Raw genomic sequence first — 17,597 nt, 5'->3', positions numbered from 1 at the left:
CATAAGTTGAACATGTAAGGTCTGTCTTTGATTAAACCAGTTTCTGGTAACCGAATCAAGTATCTTAAGCAGGAAAATGATTATAAATAATCAAAGAACAGCCCCTAAAACCCGAATGGGTTGAAGAGACTGTTCTGGGTAATCGGGCTTTATTTTCTAATTAATGAAGTGGTTTATTGCTAATAGGCATCTGAGGTGCTCCGGTTGCAGGAATGTATGCCTGAAGCATCTGTTGTGTATCATTTGGACTGAGCTGAGGTACTTGATAATAGGCGTTTTTATTCTGGAACATGAAAATTTCATAGGCCATCTCGATAAAATGCTGGATCTGCGAAGCGACGACTCGGCGAACCGTTGCATTCGTGATCTCGCTGCAGGACATGCCGAGGAGACTGGCATGTGATTTGATCAGTCCCAGCATATGACCGCTAATTCCGGCATCCTTTACATCAGCCAAGCTCTGATTTGGCTTTTTTGGTGCTGTTGGCTTAAGGCCATATACCGGTGGTACGATGTTGGGGATCATGTAGGTTGCCGTCTCTTCATGAGGCTTCTGTCCGGATGCAAAACACTCCGCTGTGAGATTGTACTGGGATAAAATGAAATTGTACTGTCGGTCCAGAATGCCAATCAGTTCCTGGCTCTGCACGAATGTACGAAAGATCATATATTGATCCAGCACGTTAATGGTAGAGGCCAGAATCTCATGCACATCGAACATCTCATGGCCGCCATGATTCATGTTAGGGATGACATTTGGATTTGCATTCAGTGTAGGTTGTACTAAATTCTGAGGGTTCATGGAATTCGGATTCATTGTAAATTTGATTCTCCTTTGGTAAATGGTATGATTCTATTTAAGTTGAACTAAATTATATTTACACTTGGCACTCCGATGACAGAACAACCTTCCGATCGCTGTTATCCCCAGATTTTTAATTCGATTTTACAAAGGTGAAAATCTGGTGATAAAGGCGAACGCTTCACTTCTTCAGGTTCTTTCTGTCCTCTTCGTTCTCGTGCAAATGTATAGTTCTCAACTTGTATAGTATGCTTGGGAAGTAATGAATTTATGTAATATGTGTATGGATAACTGCGTAAGCACAAATAGGAACAGGTATGGTGGTGGTTAAAATGGAAGATACCGATTGGCGTGTAGCAAAGGATGTGTTCGTCAAACATTACGGGAGCGCTATACAGATGCATCGAGAAGGTGTGTATGCGGACTATAAGCGATGGGACGTACCCCAAGAGTTAGAAGAGCAATGGATAGGGGAGCGAATTCAACAATTAAGTTCCGAACTGTCTATCATGAATTGGGATGCGGTGGATGAGCTTGCGTTGATCGCCAAACATCGGACAGAACCGGGTATTGTTACGGCAATTACAGCATTTGCTTCAAGACAATTGAAGAGTGCGGACAGTATGGTTCGTCTCGTGTATGCTGAACGCCTGATAGAGCTGATTAAGCGGTACGAATCACGACTACCGATGGACAAGTTACGGGAAACGTATCAATTGACTATGGACTTGCTGGTCGATGTGGCGACTAAACCGTTGGTGCTTGATCCGGGCCATGAATTGCATCAGTATGGTTTGAAGGATAAACGTGGATTGAATTTGCGTGTTGAAAAGAATAAGGAAGAAATCATCCGCTATTTTCGAAATTAATTGAATTTTATCAAGTGAGGTCAGAATCATTGAGAAAACTGAATTATATTCGCATATTTATTTTCCTTAGTGTAGTCACTATAGTAACGCTTGGGCTGTACTATGTAGCCGCAGATTGGCTCGATCAGCGTTATTTCCGCTTCCTGATCTGGAATCTGTTTTTGGGTTGGATTCCTTTTGTGTTTTCTTATGTATCCTATCTTCTAAGTAATGTGAGATGGAAAGGTGCCGCATGGCTTGCAGTAGCAAGTGGGCTGCTATGGTTGTTATTCTTCCCGAACTCTTCTTATATTGTTACGGATTTGGTTCATCTGACGGCTAGGAGTTCCCGGTATTATGTTGGTAACGGGGTTGATTACACTTATTGGTACGACTTGAGTGTTGTATTAATGTTTGTCTGGACTGGGCTTCTGCTGGGATTCCTGTCGATGTATCAGCTTCAGGAAGTGATCTATCACCGGATTGGACGCTGGGCATCCTGGATCTTTGTACTGGCAGGCTGTGCTTTGGGAAGTTATGGGGTCTTGCTTGGACGTGTATATCGACTGAATAGCTGGGATGCACTGACGAATCGCGAGACGCTGATTCAGCTGATGCACGAAAGTGTAAGCCGCCCGTCTCTTGCGTTTTGCCTGTTTTTTGGAACGTTTATCATTACGATCTATGCCACACTGTATTATCTGATCAATACGAGGTCTCCCCGTGAAACGCAGAAAAGTTCAGGAAGTCCCGAGGCGAACCTGCAGGCCTTACGCTAACTTATGATTTCTTGAGGCAGAACTCATTAGTTCTAATCTTAATTTTATATTGCTAAGAGGGCTGTTCCAAGTCATACACATGGCTGGTGGAACAGCCCTTTAAATTTCTAACAAGTCAGGTTTTAACTTGAGGAAGTAAGTATACTCACAGGTGGAACGATAGTCGATAACACTTTCTCTACCTATCAGAGATTAACTCAAGGATTGTTTTCACAACCAGTTCAGGTTCATCGTGAATAATCATATGACCACTGCGGGTGGCCGTGATGAGCTGACTATCCTCCGATATATTCAACATGTTACGCTGTCCTGATTGCCATATGGATTCGAGCTTCTGCCCAATCTCAGTCGAAAGCCCTGCTTGAGCATAGTCTTGAGGACGTCCGCGTGCAATGATACGTACAGGGATTGATCCAAGACTTTGGCCACGAATGGCATCTTCTGTTGAATGGGCGTGGAAGGCTTCTTCTTCTTTGGCGTGAAAAAAGGAGGGTGTAGCTATCACATTAACAAAAGTATCCCGATCTTGCTTGGCAACCAGACCATCAAGCAAAAAGTCTGGGAATAATCTGAAAGCGCCAGATACCTTCAGTAAGGATAATAAGGAGGCAGGTGGGTTTCCCTGAAACTGAGCCTGTTCCAACAAAGCCTTTGTATTCTTCTCATCATCCTCAGGTCTCGCATCAATGAGGACAAGGCTCTGAACTTCACTTGTATAGGTCTGTGCAAAGAGTCTAACATACATACCCCCAAGGGAATGACCTACCATAACGTATGGGCCGCGGATATTCTCCTTTTCCAGAGCTGCATGTAATTCTTTGACGATATTCGCACCTGTGCGTTCTGTAGGTGCAGATTCACTCCAGGCATATCCTGCGCGATCATACGTGACCACCGTTGCATGTTTGGCTAGTTCCGTCGGAATGTCCCTCCACGACAAACTGGTCTCACCACTTCCGGCCTCCATAAGTATGGTCGGCGAACCACTGCCTTGTTTATGAATGTGCAGCTGGTAATCGCCGACTTGAACTAACGTACCAGGAGGCGGAAAGTTTTTTTTGGCCTGTGACGAAGCAAACCACTCATACAAGAATACTGCACCGATCAGCAATAACATGGTGCAGAATAGCCTTATTATGAAGGTGATAACTCTGAATTTCTTGCGTTTTGAGGCTGGGATCGTGGTATGCATGATCTTATTAATTCCTCTCCATAGAGCTTTTTTTATTTTAATACAATGTATTAAAAAGATTATAGCACAGTGTATTACAAAAAGAGAAGCTTGATGTATAATGAGGTCATGCCAAAAATCGTAGATCATGAAAGTCAAAGGAGAGTCGTTGCTGATGCAGCCATCCGGGTCATTCAAGAGCATGGGCTTGAGCATGCTACAGTTCGGAATATAGCAAAGGAAGCGGGACTATCTGTAGGTTCCATGCGTCATTACTTTGCCACACAGGCCGAATTGTTCACCTTTTGCATGAATCTTTTTGCAGAACGGGTACAGAAGAGGGTAGAGGCGTTACAGATGAGCGGATCTGTACTGCAGGATATGAAGAATCTGCTCTTGCAATTTCTCCCGTTGGACGAAGACAGAATGATGGAAATGGAGGTCTGGTTTTCGTTTACAGCCAAATTATTGATATACCCTGAATTAAAAAAGTTAAGTGATCAGATGCATCAGGGGATGTATCGGTCTGCTCAGTGGGTAATCGAGGAGTTGCAGAAGCAGGGCATGACACATCCCGATCTGGATGCCGAGATGGAGACGGAGAAGTTATATGCTCTTGTGGATGGACTCGCCATTCATATCCTAATGCAGCCAGATAGACTTACGGTAAAACGAGTGGAACAAGTGATTGAGCAGCATTTGAGCATGCTTTGTCCAACTTAAACTTACGTTGTCTGAAAGCAGGGTGATTTCCTTTTATAAGGGAGTGACCCTTCTTTTTGTGAAAATTGGCAGGTATGCAGGATATGACGAAGAATTAAGAATGGGAATGTAATGAATACATAGACAAGTAGGTGAACAACAAAATGTTGAATGTATTAGAGTTGACAACAAAAGTAGAAGAAGTCATGGAACGGGTGAATTTTTCGGGTGTCGTATTACTCCAGCAAGGCGGGAAACCCCTATTGAATATGAAACGTGGTTATGCCAATCGTAGCGAGGAACTTGCTAATCAGGTGGACACACGCTTCGGAATTGCATCAGGATGTAAGATCTTCACGGCAGTGAGTGTATGCCAACTAATTGAAGCAGGCAAGTTGTCTGCGGATTCCAAGCTTACGGATGTGTTGGATGTGGAGTTTTCACTGTGGGACGAAGGAATCACCATCCATCAGTTATTAACACACACGTCAGGCATTCCGGATTATTTCGATGAAGAAGTGATGGAAGACTTTTCGGAATTGTGGAAAGACAGACCCGTCTACGCGATGCGGCGATTAAGTGACTTTCTGCCTATGTTTCAGCATCTTCCGATGAAGTCTACTCCGGGTGCACGTTTTCACTACAACAATGCGGGTTTCATTGTGCTGGGACTTATTGTAGAACAACATTCCGGAATGTCATTTACAGATTATGTGGAGGAGCACATTTTCAAGCCGTGTGGTATGAAGGATTCGGGTTATTTCTTAACCGATCAGCTTCCGCGTAACACAGCCTTAGGGTATATAGATCATGAAGATGGCTCTTGGAACACCAATATGTTCTCCATTCCTGTCAAAGGTGGATCAGATGGTGGGGCCTATGTTACGGCTCCGGATATGATGCGATTTTGGGATGCTTTGCTGGGTCACCAATTGTTGAATGAAGAGACGACGCAGCAGTTATTAACTCCACATGCTCATCAAGAGGATGAAGAGTATTATGGGCATGGTATCTGGATTGACCGGAAAGGAGAGGACATTCTCAAATTTCATGTCATGGGGTTTGATCCAGGGGTGTCGTTCATGTCTTCTGTGTATCCAGACAGAGATCTACGACTGGTTGTGCTCTCTAATCAAGAGTCAGGCCCGTATCCAATAACGATGGCCATCGAAGAAGCTTTGGCATGACCAATAACCCCTCAGCCTAAGGGCAAGGTTATGCCCACATAAGGTTGGGGGTTCATTTATAGGACGAGATAGATAGAATGTCCGTGTTTATAACATTTTCCAAAGTTCAGGTGCGATTAATCGTGGGAAAACATCCAACGGAGGTTTCTCTTTCTTTCGTTTGTCGTTGGTTAACACCGTAACGAGTTCCAGTTCAGGAACAATGTATACATACTGCCCACCAAACCCTCGCGCGTAATAATAATGGAGATTGGGCCTGTCGTTATCAGCAGCGATATATTCGGAGTCAGACCTTTCGTTCGGATAGTCATCCACCCACCAATGCCAAGCATAATTGCCGTGATTCGGTGGAGTGACTGTAATGAAAGGCTGCGTCGAACGGGAGACGAGATCACTTGAAATGAGAGACTCACCCTCCCATGTACCTTGCTGTAGAAACAGCTGACCGAATTTCAGCAGATCAACGGGCAACATTTTTAGACCGAACCCACCTGTATGCACACCTTGAGGGTCACTTTCCCATTCATAATCCTTAATTCCCAGCGGGCCAAAAAGATAACGTTCTGCGAACTCGGCTACGTTCATGCCTGCTTTTTGCATCAGGATGGCGGATAGAATCTGTGATACTCCTGAATTGTATTCCATGTATGTACCCGGTTCATGACTTAAACGTTGTTCCAACGCAAAATCCACCCAATGATCGGTACGGGTCATACGAGGGAATGAATTCTGCCCACCGAACTCGTCCCAGTTGAATCCGGCTGTCATCGTGAGCAGTTGTTCCAGCGTGATCGCAGGTTTACGCGGATCAGGATCGGATGTCAACTGTGGGAAAAAGGTGGAGATTGGGGCCGATGCCTCTGGCAACAAGCCTTTATCCATCGCTATACAGATGAGTGCGGACAGCACACTCTTGGTACAGGAGTTGACTTTTGCAATATCGGTCGCAGCCTCTTGGTTGCGGTAATGTTCGTACATAATCTCACCGCGTACGCTGACGAGGCAGCTTCGGAGATCCAGCGGTGGAATGATCTGTTGTAACTTGGATGACAGTGATGAAGGATTCATAGTGTCCTTTCTGTGCGGTTGATTTGTTATAGGATTTTGTAGAAATAGGTGTCCATTATCTTAGCATACTCGCGAGGTAGGGCTCAACAAGCACTACATTATTATGTCAAAGCATGCTTGTAAAATGCGATATCCTATGAAAGCTATAAGAATCACATGCGAATATTGCATAATTCCCCAGCATTGTCTGTCAAACTTATATAATTGTCATGAGAAGAGCACAAGACATTTATTAGAGAAAGGGGGATGTGATGTGGGAAATATAATAGAAAAATTATATTACGGTAATCTGAGACCAGAGGAGAATATTGTACCTAAAGATTCGGAGTATCGATCTATTAATAAGGAGATTACAGGCTAGTATCGAAAAAATTTCAGAAAAAACTCTCGGAGGATGACTTTAAACAGTTTGAAGAACTATTAGATATGATAGATAATATTAATTCCACTAATTCTTGTGAGGCATTTGTGAAAGGATTTAAAATAGGGACACTAGTTACGAACGAAGTTTTTCAACGAGAGTAGGTTAGAAGGACTAGTAGAAGCGTATAGCACAGTATCCATTAAGATCATGGGGGAAGAGGTACTTTCGTAATACATTTGAGTTTAGGGTACAAAAATAGGAAGGAGCCTTATGTGGCTCCTTTTATTACTATATATTCGATTAATTAAAGTATGTTCGGATAAAAAAAAGTACCTCCTCATCTTCAAAGAAGAGTTGGAGACCATAAAATGCCCCCAACAAAAATCCGCATCCGGCCAATAAACAGTAAAATATAGAATTACCAGCCCTTGATCTACCGTAATGTTGCCCGCAGTGTGGGCACATGAAAGCGTCCGCAGAAATCACACATTTGCAAGATTCGCAATGCATTAAGTTGTTAGCGTTAGGTTTGAACTTTCTTTTTATATTTCTAAACATTGCTTTAAAAGCTAGGATTGCAAGTACAAACATTGCGATAATGATCCCTATACCGAATAAATTACCTATTACATTATTTATGCGCTCGAACATGACGTTCCTCCAACTATGTAATCAATCCAGAACAGTCTATCAGACCTAGATATAATTTTCTATAGAAATGAATGAATGTTAGAAAATGAACACTTATCGAGTATTAGAAAAGCATCAACTAAGAGCATAGACGGTAGATAATTCCGTAACGCGTTTGAATTTAGGGTACAAAAATAGGAGTCTTAAATGGCCCCTTCTCACTTAATTACTTATCATTAAACATCTTCATAAGTTCAGCTAATGCTATGAATCCACCGCCAATGCAAATTACGAAACCAACGAATGACCCGAAAATTGAATTGAAAACTCCATTAGATCTACCATAGTGGTGGCCGCAATTAGGGCAAATGATAGCTGATATTGAGATAGTATTACCACACGATTGGCATTGTTCTAACTTTCGGTTAAATCGACCTTTGATCAATCTGAAGATATTGATAAAAAATGCTATTAAACAAGCTATACCAAATATAAACAAACAAGTAGTGATGAGACCGGCAATACCCAGAAGTGAGTAAGATGCCATATTATCAAACATTGTATTCCTCCATCTATGTAATAATCCAATTTATTTTATCAAACCCGTTTATCTATTTCCATTTATTTCTTTACATTTAAAAGACTCTGTGCAAATGAGCACAGATCCATGTAATTAGTTGGTCGTATATTCACTTATCTCAAATTTCAAAATATTATCGAATATCACGTAATCAGTACGCTTGCTGAATGGACCTTTGTTGTTGCTGTATTTGTTGATAGCAAACTTGGCCGGGCCAGTTCCTGCATCACGATCATCGTTCCATTTGAGGAATGCATTTACATCACTCATCGGAAGATCGTTTCTTTATCCAAACCTGCTGTCAGGGTTAACTACAAGGATGGCGCGGTCTCCAGATGCTTGTTCTGGATACTCTGGGCTCACTATTTCTGATAGCCCAGATTCTTACCACTAGAATCATCTGCCAGTCTATTTTTGAATAGGAATTTTCTCTATGATTAAGAGTTAATTTTAAGAACAATGATGCACTTTTAAATATGAAAAAGCTTTACCGACCTAAATAAGTCGGTAAAGCTTTACCACTAAACTATTTCTTTCAATAATTCCACACTGTTATTTCTCACATTGCCCACTTCCTTCTGCACCTCATACGCTCGCACCTCATACGCTCGCACCTCATACGCTCGCACCTCATACGCTCGCATCTCAGATGCTTGATATGGCTTAAGAAAACCGAGCAACGATTGAACATCATCATTATCTCTTCCAAGCCACTCAGCCTCATCCTCAGGGCGCAAGATGACCGGCATACGATTATGGATAACCTCCATAAGACTATTTGGTTCCGTTGTAATGATGGTGCAAGTACTCAGTCTGTTTCCATCTGGATCTGTCCACGTGTCATACAATCCTGCCAATGAAAAGATACTGTCGTCTTTCATCAGAATTCGCATCGGCCGCTTTGTTGATTCTTCTTTCTTCCACTCGTAGAATCCGTTCGTGGGGATGATACAGCGTTTAGAGCTGATCAGACGTTTAAAGGACGGCTTCTCTGCTAATGTTTCTGCGCGGGCATTAATCATCTTGTTCCCGATCTTATCATCTTTTGCCCAAGTGGGTACCAAACCCCAGCGGAGAGCGCCTAATCTATTACCGTTTTTACTTCCGATAATAGTTGGGATGTACTGCATGGGTGCAGCATTATAGTTAGGCTTGTACTCAAATCCATCAGCAATAGATGCATAGTACCTGTCCAAGATAGAGTCTAAAGGGTCAGTGATTGTAAATCTACCACACATACAAAACACCTCCTGTATTGTGCTTACAATATATATTCATACACTGGTGTAAGGGTAATCTTAAATTTTGGGGGTGTACATAATAACACCTCAACCTAATTATAGCGGTTTGCTATAAATGATTGAGGCGGTAAGTTATGGAGAATATGACATGTGTTGATCAGTTCATATAAGTTCGTTCAAACCATTCAACGGACTCTGTTAGACTCGCAATTCCTAATACGAAAAGACCTACTCCAAAAAGAAAACAGATAAATATGGAATCACCTAATCCGTTCATTTTACCGTAATGTTCACCACAGTACGGGCAAATAATAGCAGTATTTGAAATCGAGCGTCTACATGTTGTGCAAGGCGTCATTCTGTCTATTTTTACACCTTTTAATCTTCTATAAATATTGATAAAGCTCTTGATAATAAACATAATTGATAATACAAAAAGTGATAATGTTAAAGCACCTAAACAAAACACACCAACGTAGTCACTAATCTCGTTAATCTTTTTACTCATAGAACAGTTAACCCCTCATTCAAGTTTAAACTCTTTTAATGGTAGCATCCGGAATTCTTCCAACTGGTTGTCTACCTAGCTACCAGCACCACGATTTTCTGATGGACTTATGTATTCGATATCTACACCTTCTCAGCCTTTCAAAGCCCGACCTACGTTTAATTATTTTCGGCAACTCCTTAAAATACTCCTTCAACTGACGCTCAACGTGTATTGGCGTTTGATTTACCACTCCCTCACTTTGTACGTTTCTCCAGAAGTGGTTACCGGTCCTGTGCAGCGGTCACCTAGACTGTACTCAACCTTGTCAAAGGCTCTATACTTATTAATCGGACAGACTTGGGATTCTGTTTACTTCTACCTATAACGGCTATGTTTAAAGAACCAAGTTCTTGTCCCAAGCTCAGCACAAGAACATAGTACCGTTGATTGAAAAGGACAAGAACAATGTGCCGTTGCCGATTAGATTAATATCTAAACATTTAGGTTGTTGGAAATCATAACACGTGACAAAAACGATTTACATAAAGATCGCAAAATTGATGCTTATAAACTCGTTTTGAGCGAAGGATAAGAACAACATACCATTAATCAGTCAAACAACTAATTTACCGCAATGTAATGGTAACATCTTTAAAGGTTGCTTTAGGTTATTCCTAGATCCTTTTGTTATTAAAATCACGGAAAACCAAAGAAGCAGCTGATGAATGTGATCGGCTGCTTTGGTTCAGCTGACAGGAAGATTAGCGTAACTCACCATTATTTGTTGAGGTTTAAGAGATGAAGCTCATAAAGAGTAAAGAGCCAGTAAGTATAAGAAGTGAATACTTGTGAAGATGTATTCTAAAGGAGTCATAATATTAATTTTGTGGTTATTATGATTAGTGTATCGGGTAAGCCTGTTCTATCCCAAACTACAAATGCTAATAATACAATGAATCAAAGCCATCGTGATATAATTAAGAATATTCAACGTCTATTAATGAGATATACATATGGAGTGCAGCAAAAGATGAATAAGAATTTAAAAGATATAATTTGCAGGTTAAAGATAAGCTTGAAAGAGGATCCAAATGGGATAATAGTTGGTGAGTTAAATGAGGGGATCTCTGGTATTGAGCTTGAGTTTAATTCTGTTCACCTCACTCAGTACATTTCATTTCTAGAAAAAACAAATGGTGCACGCTGTGGGGCGATTGATTTTTGGACCTATGAGGAATTACCTGATAATCAATTTAGGGTAAGCGAATTCCCTGAGTTTATAAATAGGTGGCTTGAGATAGGACAAGTAATGTATAAACCGCTTTTTATAGACAAGTTTTCTGGTTCATTAATTCTAATAAAAGATGAGGGGGACCTCAGGTTCCAAGAATTTGAAAGTTTAGATACGTTTCTTTTGAATTTTGTTTTCTACAAGAACTATGAGTTAATAGTTCCGGATGTTGAAAAAGATGACTGGTTTCAGTTTCTTATAAGAAATGAGAATATAAGCGTTCTCTAATAGCGTTATGACATGACAGCATGCCTGCATATAGGTTTAAAAAGTAGACGATTAAAACAATGATAATACTCTGAAAGCCTCATCAATGTGCAACAATAACTTTTGTTTACTAGGCGACCAGATGAGATGTGTTCAGTGCAATTAAAAGTTAATACGCTAACGAGAAACGTTAGTTCAAAAAGTATGAGGCAGACTGCAGGTTAGCGGGGATCTCTTTTTCATTTAGCTAGCTGGCAACAGATAAGTAAGCTTATCACGAACCGAGTCCAGCTGGATCAGACTTATTGGAAGCATAAGTTTGCCACGATTATTTAAACGCGAAATGAAGTGGAATTTATAAAAGAACATCCAGACCATGACGTTCAATTTTTGGCGGCTAAAATTACACCTCAGAGTCGAGAAAAATAAATCAAAAAACAGTTACAGGCGAACTAAGCTCCGAACAATTCGGAATCATAGCTCCCTGTAACTGTTTTTGATGTAGAGTACTTTTATTGACCTGGTCGGAGTGTTTTGATGTCTGGCTCCATCAGCATTTTGTTCAACAATGGTCCGTACACATTGTAATGTGCCAATGAACGTCCTGGAAAATAAGCTTCCAGAATTTTCATCGTATCATGCTCTTTCCCTCCTGCAATGTAGAAATCTCGCTTAACGAAAGATATTAAACCATCATTTTCAGCTTCAAATAAAGTACCATCAATGCTTTTTGCAAACCAGTTCGAGGCTTGGAAACTTGCATAAGGTATCCCTGCTTCTACAAAAAGCATATGACTTCTACTTATTTCATTTGAAGGAGAAAGTGCAGAATACTTTACGCCCGGAGAAGGATTTGAGCTTGTCCATGGGTTGGTATATATTGTATTTTCGCTAATTTCGGGACCTTTGCCATGTGTGTTGTAATATCCATCTAGTGCCTCGGTGTCGAATACATTAATCCCCAATTCTAAGGCTTTGGAAACGGCTAATTTATAAGCTTCTGTATGTACAACGGAGTTATTATTTGGATCAGTTATGCCTCCATAAACATTAGGGTAATCACCACGTGCGATATTGTCGATATTGAGTATGAAAAGAGTATTCTTCTTTTCTGCTGCAGTCATTTTCTTTGCATAGTACTCTGATCCTTTATCGAATCGCTCAATGTCAAAAAAAACAAATTTTACGGTATACGGCAATTTAACTGTGTGAGGAAGTTTCTTGTCTACTAGCTCCTTGATTTGAGCGAGCATTAATGCTACCCCCGAAGCGTTATTCGAATAGCCTGATCCGTCATAATGGGCACTAACAATGATTTGTTTGCTAGGATCTTTCCCTTTCAGTGTTACTTCAATATTCGAGCCTTTAAAATAGATACTTTGTCTGTATGTCCCTGTAATAGTGCTAGTAGTATCTGTTTTTGTGTTGAAATTCTGCTCATAAATATATCGAGAGTCTACGCCAATTTCTCTTAGCGTGCTCCTAATCCATCGTTTTGTCTGTCCATGAACTTTACCATTTCCTAAAGAATTATCTGTAGGAGAGGCTGAACTGTCTTTAAGGTGTTCACCCATGTACTCTAGATATGTTTGTGCATTTGTTGCGATGGAAGAAGAGCCTGAAGCCAATGCATTTTCAGGAACCACAATAACCAGCAGAATAGCCAATAGAATACCCTGAACCTTTAAAATATTTTTCATATTTCCTCCTCAAATCAATTCGTTCTTCAAGTTCTACAAAACCCTTACACAGTATGTTCTATTCATACTTAATTACCGCTAATTTTTGAGAGCGGCCTCCCAAAAACATACTCTATGTACTAGCAATGTTTAGTACCTAGCTTGTTACTCTGATAATTCACCTCACAATTCAGAAAATGTTTAGCTTTCATCATTTATTTAATGATATCCATCTAACACTGGTAGGATTAGGAATATAGTATCACATATTATAGTTCTTAAGAATCAATGAATAACTAAGAAATGGGGAGGACGGTAGAGAACTATGTTAGATAGGCGATACTTGTTATGATAACGGGCAGGGTAGTTTCGGTATGTGGTATTATTTGATTGATGGAGTAAACTAAAGGGTGCGACATGAGTCAGTGTCGGCCAACAAAGGTAAGGATAATGATTAAAGGCTTAAAAGGGGGAACTATATTGAATGTACAGCATTCCTATTTACGACAAATTCAGCTCAAGAGGCACCAAGTACCCACTTATAATCTTTACCCCTTTAATTTGGCAGTCATTCGAAGTCTAAATACTCTTGAATTCCACCCCAAGGTAACCTATATCGTAGGTGAAAATGGGATGGGCAAATCAACACTGATGGAGTCCATTGCTGTTGCATGGGGATTTAACCCGGAGGGTGGGACAATCAACTTTTCCTTCTCAACCCAGGCTACCCACTCGAGCTTATATGAATATATACAATTGATCAGAGGTCCGCGACGCCCGAGGGATGGCTTCTTCTTCAGGGCAGAAAGTTATTATAATTTAGCCACCACGATCGATGAGTTGGACAGCCAACCTTCATTTGGTCGCCCTATTCGCCCTATTAAAGATTCGTACGGTGGCAAGTCCTTGCATGAGCAATCGCACGGAGAGTCGTTCTTTTCCACTTTCATTCATCGGTTCGGGGAGAATGGATTATATATACTGGATGAGCCTGAGGCTGCATTGTCTCCCCTTCGCCAAATGGCGATGCTGACACGAATCCATGAACTTGTTTTGCAAAACTCTCAATTTATTATTGCGACCCATTCTCCAATCCTTATGGCATACCCAGATTCAATTATTTACAATTTAAAGCCGGATGGTATCGAGGTCCAAGTATTGGAAGAAACCGACCATTTTATGATTATGAAAGAGTTTGTGAATAACAAGGATAGGATGCTCAGAGAGTTATTTGAAGAAGGTCAAGATTAAATCCACTGCTATCCTATGGAACCCTACAGCTTAAGAGAGGTCGTTTTAAAGGAAAAGATCTATTGTCAAGATTAAGCTAACGGGAAATGATAGCGTAATAATACAAAGAAAGCAGCAGATCAATGTGACCGGCTGCTTTTGTTGTGCTAACGGGCAGAATTATGAAATTAAAGCGTCCCTCTTTTAATGGTCGCTTTTTAAATTTTTTTTGAAGTTCTATGTCTATCTTTACCACAGAATATGACTATCAAATAGCAGAAGATAAAATAACACTTAATCTAATTATGAGTTTATACCTAGAGAAAAGATAAGTCTATATTTTTCTAGAAATTTCATCTATTGTTTGGTTATACCTGGCCGGGAGACTCTAAAGATAGGGGGATTCTTAATGGCGATCTTGAAGATATTACTAAAAGCCGCTGATTCTTTCGAATTTAATGTAGAAACGTTAGTCTTCCTTAGCAACTCAACAAATGAGGTGTATCAGTTTACCAAAGGTGATCAGTTGTATATCTTACGTTTAACTCAGAAACCACATGAATACATGGACAAGATACAAGCTGAGGTGGATTGGATTTATTATTTGGTAAAGAACGGTGTACGTGCATCACTACCAATCAAAACAAGGGATAATCAATTAACGGCAATTTACTATGATGAAGATAATTTGTATATTGCAACAGCTTTTCATGCGGCTACTGGTCGTTTTTTTGATAAAAACGATGATCAATATTGGGGACCAAAAGTATTTAGTAACTGGGGAGAAACCATGGGCAGAATGCATCGACTATCTAAATCTTATACAGCATCTGAAGTCCTTGTTAAAAGAGATTGCTGGAGTATAAGGAATATTAATAACCCTCATCTGCAACGAGGCAGTTTCTATGTACTTCTTGAAAAATTGATCTCCCTGGAGCGGACGATTCAGTTACTCCCAAGGGAAAGAGACTCATTTGGACTGATTCATAATGACTTCCACCCTTATAATTTTTTTATAGACGACAGTAAAATAACCGTCTTTGATTTTGACGACAGTATCTATGGTTGGTTTTCATCAGACATCGCGATTGCTGCCACTCATGCCGTCTGGTGGGGAGTGCAAAAAGAAGAGCGTGTTGCAAAAAACGAGTTTGTTCAGATGTTCTTACATGAATTTTTAAATGGTTATGGTAAAGAAAGTCATCTAACAGAATACTGGATAGAAACAATCCCCATGTTTATGGAGTATCGGAATATTTGTTCTTTCTTCTGGTGGTTAGATAAATGGGATGGTAATGAGAGTCATCTTACAGAGGAACAACGAAATGCAATCAACAATGCGGTTAAACTTATTGAAAGGGGGATACCTTTTGACGGTTGTGATATTCAAATTTAGAGTATCATATCCATGTGATGATTAAGCTAACGGGTAACGATAGCCCTATAAAACCAAAGAAGCAGCCGACCATAGTGAATCGGCTGCTTTTGTTCAAGTAACGGGTAGTTTAGTTACGTTGAAAAAGGTTTTATCTAAGTATTATAGAAAGTAAAATAAAGTAAATTAACTTCTTGAGCAATTGCACTCCTTTTACGTTTAACAACACAATTAACAAGGAGGAATCAAGAAATGGTTAATGGTAAATCTAAGATAATTGGCCTTATTGGTTTAGTGCTAATTGTAACAATAATTTTTGTTTGTTCTTATCAGATTTATCTCAATGTAAGATATGTTCATAATTATTTTTCGCCAAAATTAACATCCGTAATTGATGCTGAAGACACCACAGACGAATGGAACCCTATAATATTTGATGGTAAAGACTCCATTGAATACGATACTATTTTCTGGGACAAGGCCATCATTAATGATGCGAATAGTGACCGAAACGTGTTATTGAGAGTTAAAGATGCAAAAGGGGACATTGTCATTGAGCAATTCCAGATATCTCCTGGGACCAGCAAGCATTTAGATGGCCTAATTAAAGATACAAAGTACTTCTTTGAAATTAAAGCTGAAGAAGGACAATTCATTCTTAATGCAACATAATAAGAACGTAATTGATATTCTCGAGCCCCACACTTGATTATTTAAAGGAGAAAAGAGGAAATTGGAAATTATATAAGTAAAATATTCATTCAACTAACGTGCAAGTTAGCGTAACTAAACTTCCTTATTGCTCGTTTATAAAGATATAGGGCATCCGTATTCAAGGAGGTATATGATGAGAAAATTTGTATTGTTGCTTATTTTTGCTTTCGCTTTGGCTGCATGTGATAATTCTGATGAAAATCTACCTGTTACCCATGGTAATCAGGAAATTCAGGATCTTCAAGCTGAAAACGAGCAACTTAAAGCTGAATTAGAAGTGGCTCAGAATACTTCTAATGAAATGGACATGGAAGCAAATACAGGTCCTTTGAATGCAGCATTCAGAGTAATTGACGCCATGAATAATAAAGATTACGAAGCCTTAGCACCATTATCTGTTCCTGAAGTGGCGTGGGATGATCAGGCCGAAACGTATACTTTACAAGATGATGATTCCAAGCAAAATGTTTCTCTCTTATCACCAATTGATTTAGGGAACTTAGAGTATCGCGGTTTTGATCCAGTGAGTGAGAATGAGGTTCAAGTATTTTTGGCAAAAGTAGATGATGGAAATGTTTCCATCTATATGGATTTTGTGAAAACTGGGGATCAATGGCTATATCAAGGTCATTTAACAAATTAAACAAGAGAAACATATCATAATTCAGGGATATCATTGAACTAACGGGAAACGATAGCGTTTTAAAACAAAGAAAGCAGCTGATCAACACGATCGGCTGCTTTTGTTCAACTAACGGGCAGGATAGCGTAACAATACCTGTACCCGATCCGTTATAATTCTAGAAGTTACAACTATGGAGGGTATAACTGTATGAAAAAGGCTTTAATAACTATTAGCATATGCGCTAAGACATGCGCTGGAACACAGAAAGCAACGCATTATTTACATTGTACCGTTCACAACCATAATCCAACAGAATGCTGCGGAGATCCGCCGTATTTTGCTGGGGGACAATGATGAGGAAGGCATGATTCTGGAACACCATTCCAATGTGGAGATAACCAGGATGATGAAAGACAAGACGATGAAGATGGCGAACGTTATGATATGAAACGTAAACAATTGAAGCTGGCGCGGGATCATTGGGATCGCCCGATTATTTTACAACGATGGTACAGTTTTTGAATACGTTTTATGGTCATTCTCTTGAAGGTGTTTTGATTTGTCTTACGTTACGGGGTCAGTCCACAGGACCCTCTATGCGTAAACAGTTGTTT

At 40.1% G+C, this 17,597-nt stretch carries 17 protein-coding genes and 2 pseudogenes; 12 read left to right on the top strand and 7 right to left on the bottom strand.

Features of this window, described 5'->3' with window-relative positions:
- Nucleotides 1-160 precede the first annotated feature (160 nt).
- Nucleotides 161-802 carry a spore coat protein gene (locus tag FS628_RS12340; RefSeq protein WP_145324118.1) on the bottom strand — a complete coding sequence of 214 codons (642 nt, stop codon included), beginning with the start codon at nt 800-802 and terminating at the stop codon, nt 161-163.
- A 332-nt stretch (nt 803-1,134) separates the two neighbouring features.
- On the opposite strand from FS628_RS12340, the gene FS628_RS12335 reads away from it, so the two are divergent.
- Both FS628_RS12335 and FS628_RS12330 read left to right on the top strand, forming a co-directional pair.
- Complete coding sequence (locus FS628_RS12335) at nt 1,135-1,671, top strand: hypothetical protein (RefSeq protein ID WP_145322265.1); 537 nt, start codon at nt 1,135-1,137, stop codon at nt 1,669-1,671.
- 29 nt (nt 1,672-1,700) lie between these two features.
- Nucleotides 1,701-2,429 (top strand): DUF1361 domain-containing protein, encoded by a 729-nt coding sequence (locus FS628_RS12330; protein ID WP_145322264.1) that lies wholly within the window; start codon nt 1,701-1,703, stop codon nt 2,427-2,429.
- Nucleotides 2,430-2,607: 178 nt separating this feature from the next.
- On the opposite strand, the gene FS628_RS12325 is transcribed toward FS628_RS12330, so the two are convergent.
- On the bottom strand, nt 2,608-3,546 hold the full coding sequence (locus FS628_RS12325) for an alpha/beta fold hydrolase (protein WP_145324116.1): 939 nt from the start codon (nt 3,544-3,546) through the stop codon (nt 2,608-2,610).
- A gap of 183 nt (nt 3,547-3,729) precedes the next feature.
- Here FS628_RS12325 and FS628_RS12320 point away from each other — a divergent pair, with 183 nt between their 5' ends.
- Nucleotides 3,730-4,323 carry a TetR/AcrR family transcriptional regulator gene (locus tag FS628_RS12320; RefSeq protein ID WP_186327858.1) on the top strand — a complete coding sequence of 198 codons (594 nt, stop codon included), beginning with the start codon at nt 3,730-3,732 and terminating at the stop codon, nt 4,321-4,323.
- 143 nt (nt 4,324-4,466) lie between these two features.
- Entirely contained in the window at nt 4,467-5,489 is a 1,023-nt protein-coding gene (locus FS628_RS12315) for a serine hydrolase domain-containing protein (protein ID WP_145322260.1), read from the top strand.
- An 87-nt stretch (nt 5,490-5,576) separates the two neighbouring features.
- On the opposite strand, the gene FS628_RS12310 is transcribed toward FS628_RS12315, so the two are convergent.
- Nucleotides 5,577-6,557 (bottom strand): serine hydrolase domain-containing protein, encoded by a 981-nt coding sequence (locus FS628_RS12310; protein WP_145322258.1) that lies wholly within the window; start codon nt 6,555-6,557, stop codon nt 5,577-5,579.
- Between the two features lie 103 nt (nt 6,558-6,660).
- Between FS628_RS12310 and FS628_RS33120 the strand changes: the two genes are divergently transcribed.
- Together FS628_RS33120 and FS628_RS33115 are read left to right on the top strand one after the other, a co-directional pair.
- Nucleotides 6,661-6,918, top strand: coding sequence for a DUF6809 family protein (locus FS628_RS33120; RefSeq protein WP_369008893.1), 258 nt, complete (start codon nt 6,661-6,663; stop codon nt 6,916-6,918).
- 17 nt (nt 6,919-6,935) lie between these two features.
- Nucleotides 6,936-7,082 (top strand): annotated as a pseudogene (locus FS628_RS33115) (DUF6809 family protein); the annotation flags it as partial.
- A gap of 1,142 nt (nt 7,083-8,224) precedes the next feature.
- On the opposite strand, the gene FS628_RS12305 reads toward FS628_RS33115, so the two are convergent.
- The 3 genes from FS628_RS12305 to FS628_RS12295 form a co-directional block, all read right to left on the bottom strand.
- Nucleotides 8,225-8,401, bottom strand: coding sequence for a galactose oxidase (locus FS628_RS12305; RefSeq protein WP_145322257.1), 177 nt, complete (start codon nt 8,399-8,401; stop codon nt 8,225-8,227).
- Nucleotides 8,402-8,652: 251 nt separating this feature from the next.
- A complete protein-coding gene (locus tag FS628_RS12300) occupies nt 8,653-9,369 on the bottom strand; it encodes an SOS response-associated peptidase (protein ID WP_145322255.1) in 717 nt (238 codons plus the stop codon).
- Between the two features lie 160 nt (nt 9,370-9,529).
- Entirely contained in the window at nt 9,530-9,880 is a 351-nt protein-coding gene (locus FS628_RS12295; protein ID WP_091036819.1) for a hypothetical protein, read from the bottom strand.
- A gap of 1,012 nt (nt 9,881-10,892) precedes the next feature.
- Between FS628_RS12295 and FS628_RS12290 the strand changes: the two genes are divergently transcribed.
- On the top strand, nt 10,893-11,381 hold the full coding sequence (locus FS628_RS12290; RefSeq protein ID WP_145322253.1) for a hypothetical protein: 489 nt from the start codon (nt 10,893-10,895) through the stop codon (nt 11,379-11,381).
- A 491-nt stretch (nt 11,382-11,872) separates the two neighbouring features.
- Here FS628_RS12290 and FS628_RS12285 read toward each other — a convergent pair whose 3' ends face one another.
- Complete coding sequence (locus tag FS628_RS12285; RefSeq protein ID WP_145322251.1) at nt 11,873-13,060, bottom strand: M28 family metallopeptidase; 1,188 nt, start codon at nt 13,058-13,060, stop codon at nt 11,873-11,875.
- Nucleotides 13,061-13,549: 489 nt separating this feature from the next.
- Here FS628_RS12285 and FS628_RS12280 point away from each other — a divergent pair, with 489 nt between their 5' ends.
- The 5 genes and pseudogenes from FS628_RS12280 to FS628_RS32625 all read left to right on the top strand — a co-directional run.
- Nucleotides 13,550-14,290 carry an AAA family ATPase gene (locus tag FS628_RS12280; protein ID WP_440131293.1) on the top strand — a complete coding sequence of 247 codons (741 nt, stop codon included), beginning with the start codon at nt 13,550-13,552 and terminating at the stop codon, nt 14,288-14,290.
- A 388-nt stretch (nt 14,291-14,678) separates the two neighbouring features.
- Nucleotides 14,679-15,665, top strand: a complete 987-nt coding sequence (locus FS628_RS12275) for a phosphotransferase enzyme family protein (protein WP_145322247.1) — start codon at nt 14,679-14,681, stop codon at nt 15,663-15,665.
- Nucleotides 15,666-15,896: 231 nt separating this feature from the next.
- Nucleotides 15,897-16,316 carry a hypothetical protein gene (locus tag FS628_RS12270; RefSeq protein ID WP_145322245.1) on the top strand — a complete coding sequence of 140 codons (420 nt, stop codon included), beginning with the start codon at nt 15,897-15,899 and terminating at the stop codon, nt 16,314-16,316.
- A gap of 175 nt (nt 16,317-16,491) precedes the next feature.
- The gene (locus FS628_RS12265) at nt 16,492-17,001 is read left to right on the top strand and encodes a hypothetical protein (RefSeq protein ID WP_145322243.1); all 510 of its coding nucleotides are present in this window, start codon (nt 16,492-16,494) and stop codon (nt 16,999-17,001) included.
- A gap of 211 nt (nt 17,002-17,212) precedes the next feature.
- Nucleotides 17,213-17,516: pseudogene (locus FS628_RS32625) on the top strand (CRISPR-associated helicase/endonuclease Cas3); the annotation flags it as partial.
- Nucleotides 17,517-17,597: the final 81 nt, after the last annotated feature.

The sequence above is a fragment of the Paenibacillus xylanexedens genome (assembly GCF_007676705.1).
GTDB lineage: Bacteria > Bacillota > Bacilli > Paenibacillales > Paenibacillaceae > Paenibacillus > Paenibacillus xylanexedens_C.
This window is presented reverse-complemented; position numbering and strand designations above follow the sequence as displayed.

Excerpts from the sequence above, each read along its gene's own strand:
- FS628_RS12340 (WP_145324118.1), bottom strand. The coding sequence starts at position 802 with ATGAACCCTCAGAATTTAGTACAACCTACACTGAATGCAAATCCAAAT.
- FS628_RS12335 (WP_145322265.1), top strand. The coding sequence starts at position 1,135 with ATGGAAGATACCGATTGGCGTGTAGCAAAGGATGTGTTCGTCAAACAT.
- FS628_RS12325 (WP_145324116.1), bottom strand. The coding sequence starts at position 3,546 with ATGTTATTGCTGATCGGTGCAGTATTCTTGTATGAGTGGTTTGCTTCG.
- FS628_RS12320 (WP_186327858.1), top strand. The coding sequence starts at position 3,730 with ATGCCAAAAATCGTAGATCATGAAAGTCAAAGGAGAGTCGTTGCTGAT.
- FS628_RS12315 (WP_145322260.1), top strand. The coding sequence starts at position 4,467 with ATGTTGAATGTATTAGAGTTGACAACAAAAGTAGAAGAAGTCATGGAA.
- FS628_RS12310 (WP_145322258.1), bottom strand. The coding sequence starts at position 6,557 with ATGAATCCTTCATCACTGTCATCCAAGTTACAACAGATCATTCCACCG.
- FS628_RS33120 (WP_369008893.1), top strand. The coding sequence starts at position 6,661 with ATGTCAAAGCATGCTTGTAAAATGCGATATCCTATGAAAGCTATAAGA.
- FS628_RS12305 (WP_145322257.1), bottom strand. The coding sequence starts at position 8,401 with ATGAGTGATGTAAATGCATTCCTCAAATGGAACGATGATCGTGATGCA.
- FS628_RS12300 (WP_145322255.1), bottom strand. The coding sequence starts at position 9,369 with ATGTGTGGTAGATTTACAATCACTGACCCTTTAGACTCTATCTTGGAC.
- FS628_RS12295 (WP_091036819.1), bottom strand. The coding sequence starts at position 9,880 with ATGAGTAAAAAGATTAACGAGATTAGTGACTACGTTGGTGTGTTTTGT.
- FS628_RS12290 (WP_145322253.1), top strand. The coding sequence starts at position 10,893 with ATGAATAAGAATTTAAAAGATATAATTTGCAGGTTAAAGATAAGCTTG.
- FS628_RS12285 (WP_145322251.1), bottom strand. The coding sequence starts at position 13,060 with ATGAAAAATATTTTAAAGGTTCAGGGTATTCTATTGGCTATTCTGCTG.
- FS628_RS12275 (WP_145322247.1), top strand. The coding sequence starts at position 14,679 with ATGGCGATCTTGAAGATATTACTAAAAGCCGCTGATTCTTTCGAATTT.
- FS628_RS12270 (WP_145322245.1), top strand. The coding sequence starts at position 15,897 with ATGGTTAATGGTAAATCTAAGATAATTGGCCTTATTGGTTTAGTGCTA.
- FS628_RS12265 (WP_145322243.1), top strand. The coding sequence starts at position 16,492 with ATGAGAAAATTTGTATTGTTGCTTATTTTTGCTTTCGCTTTGGCTGCA.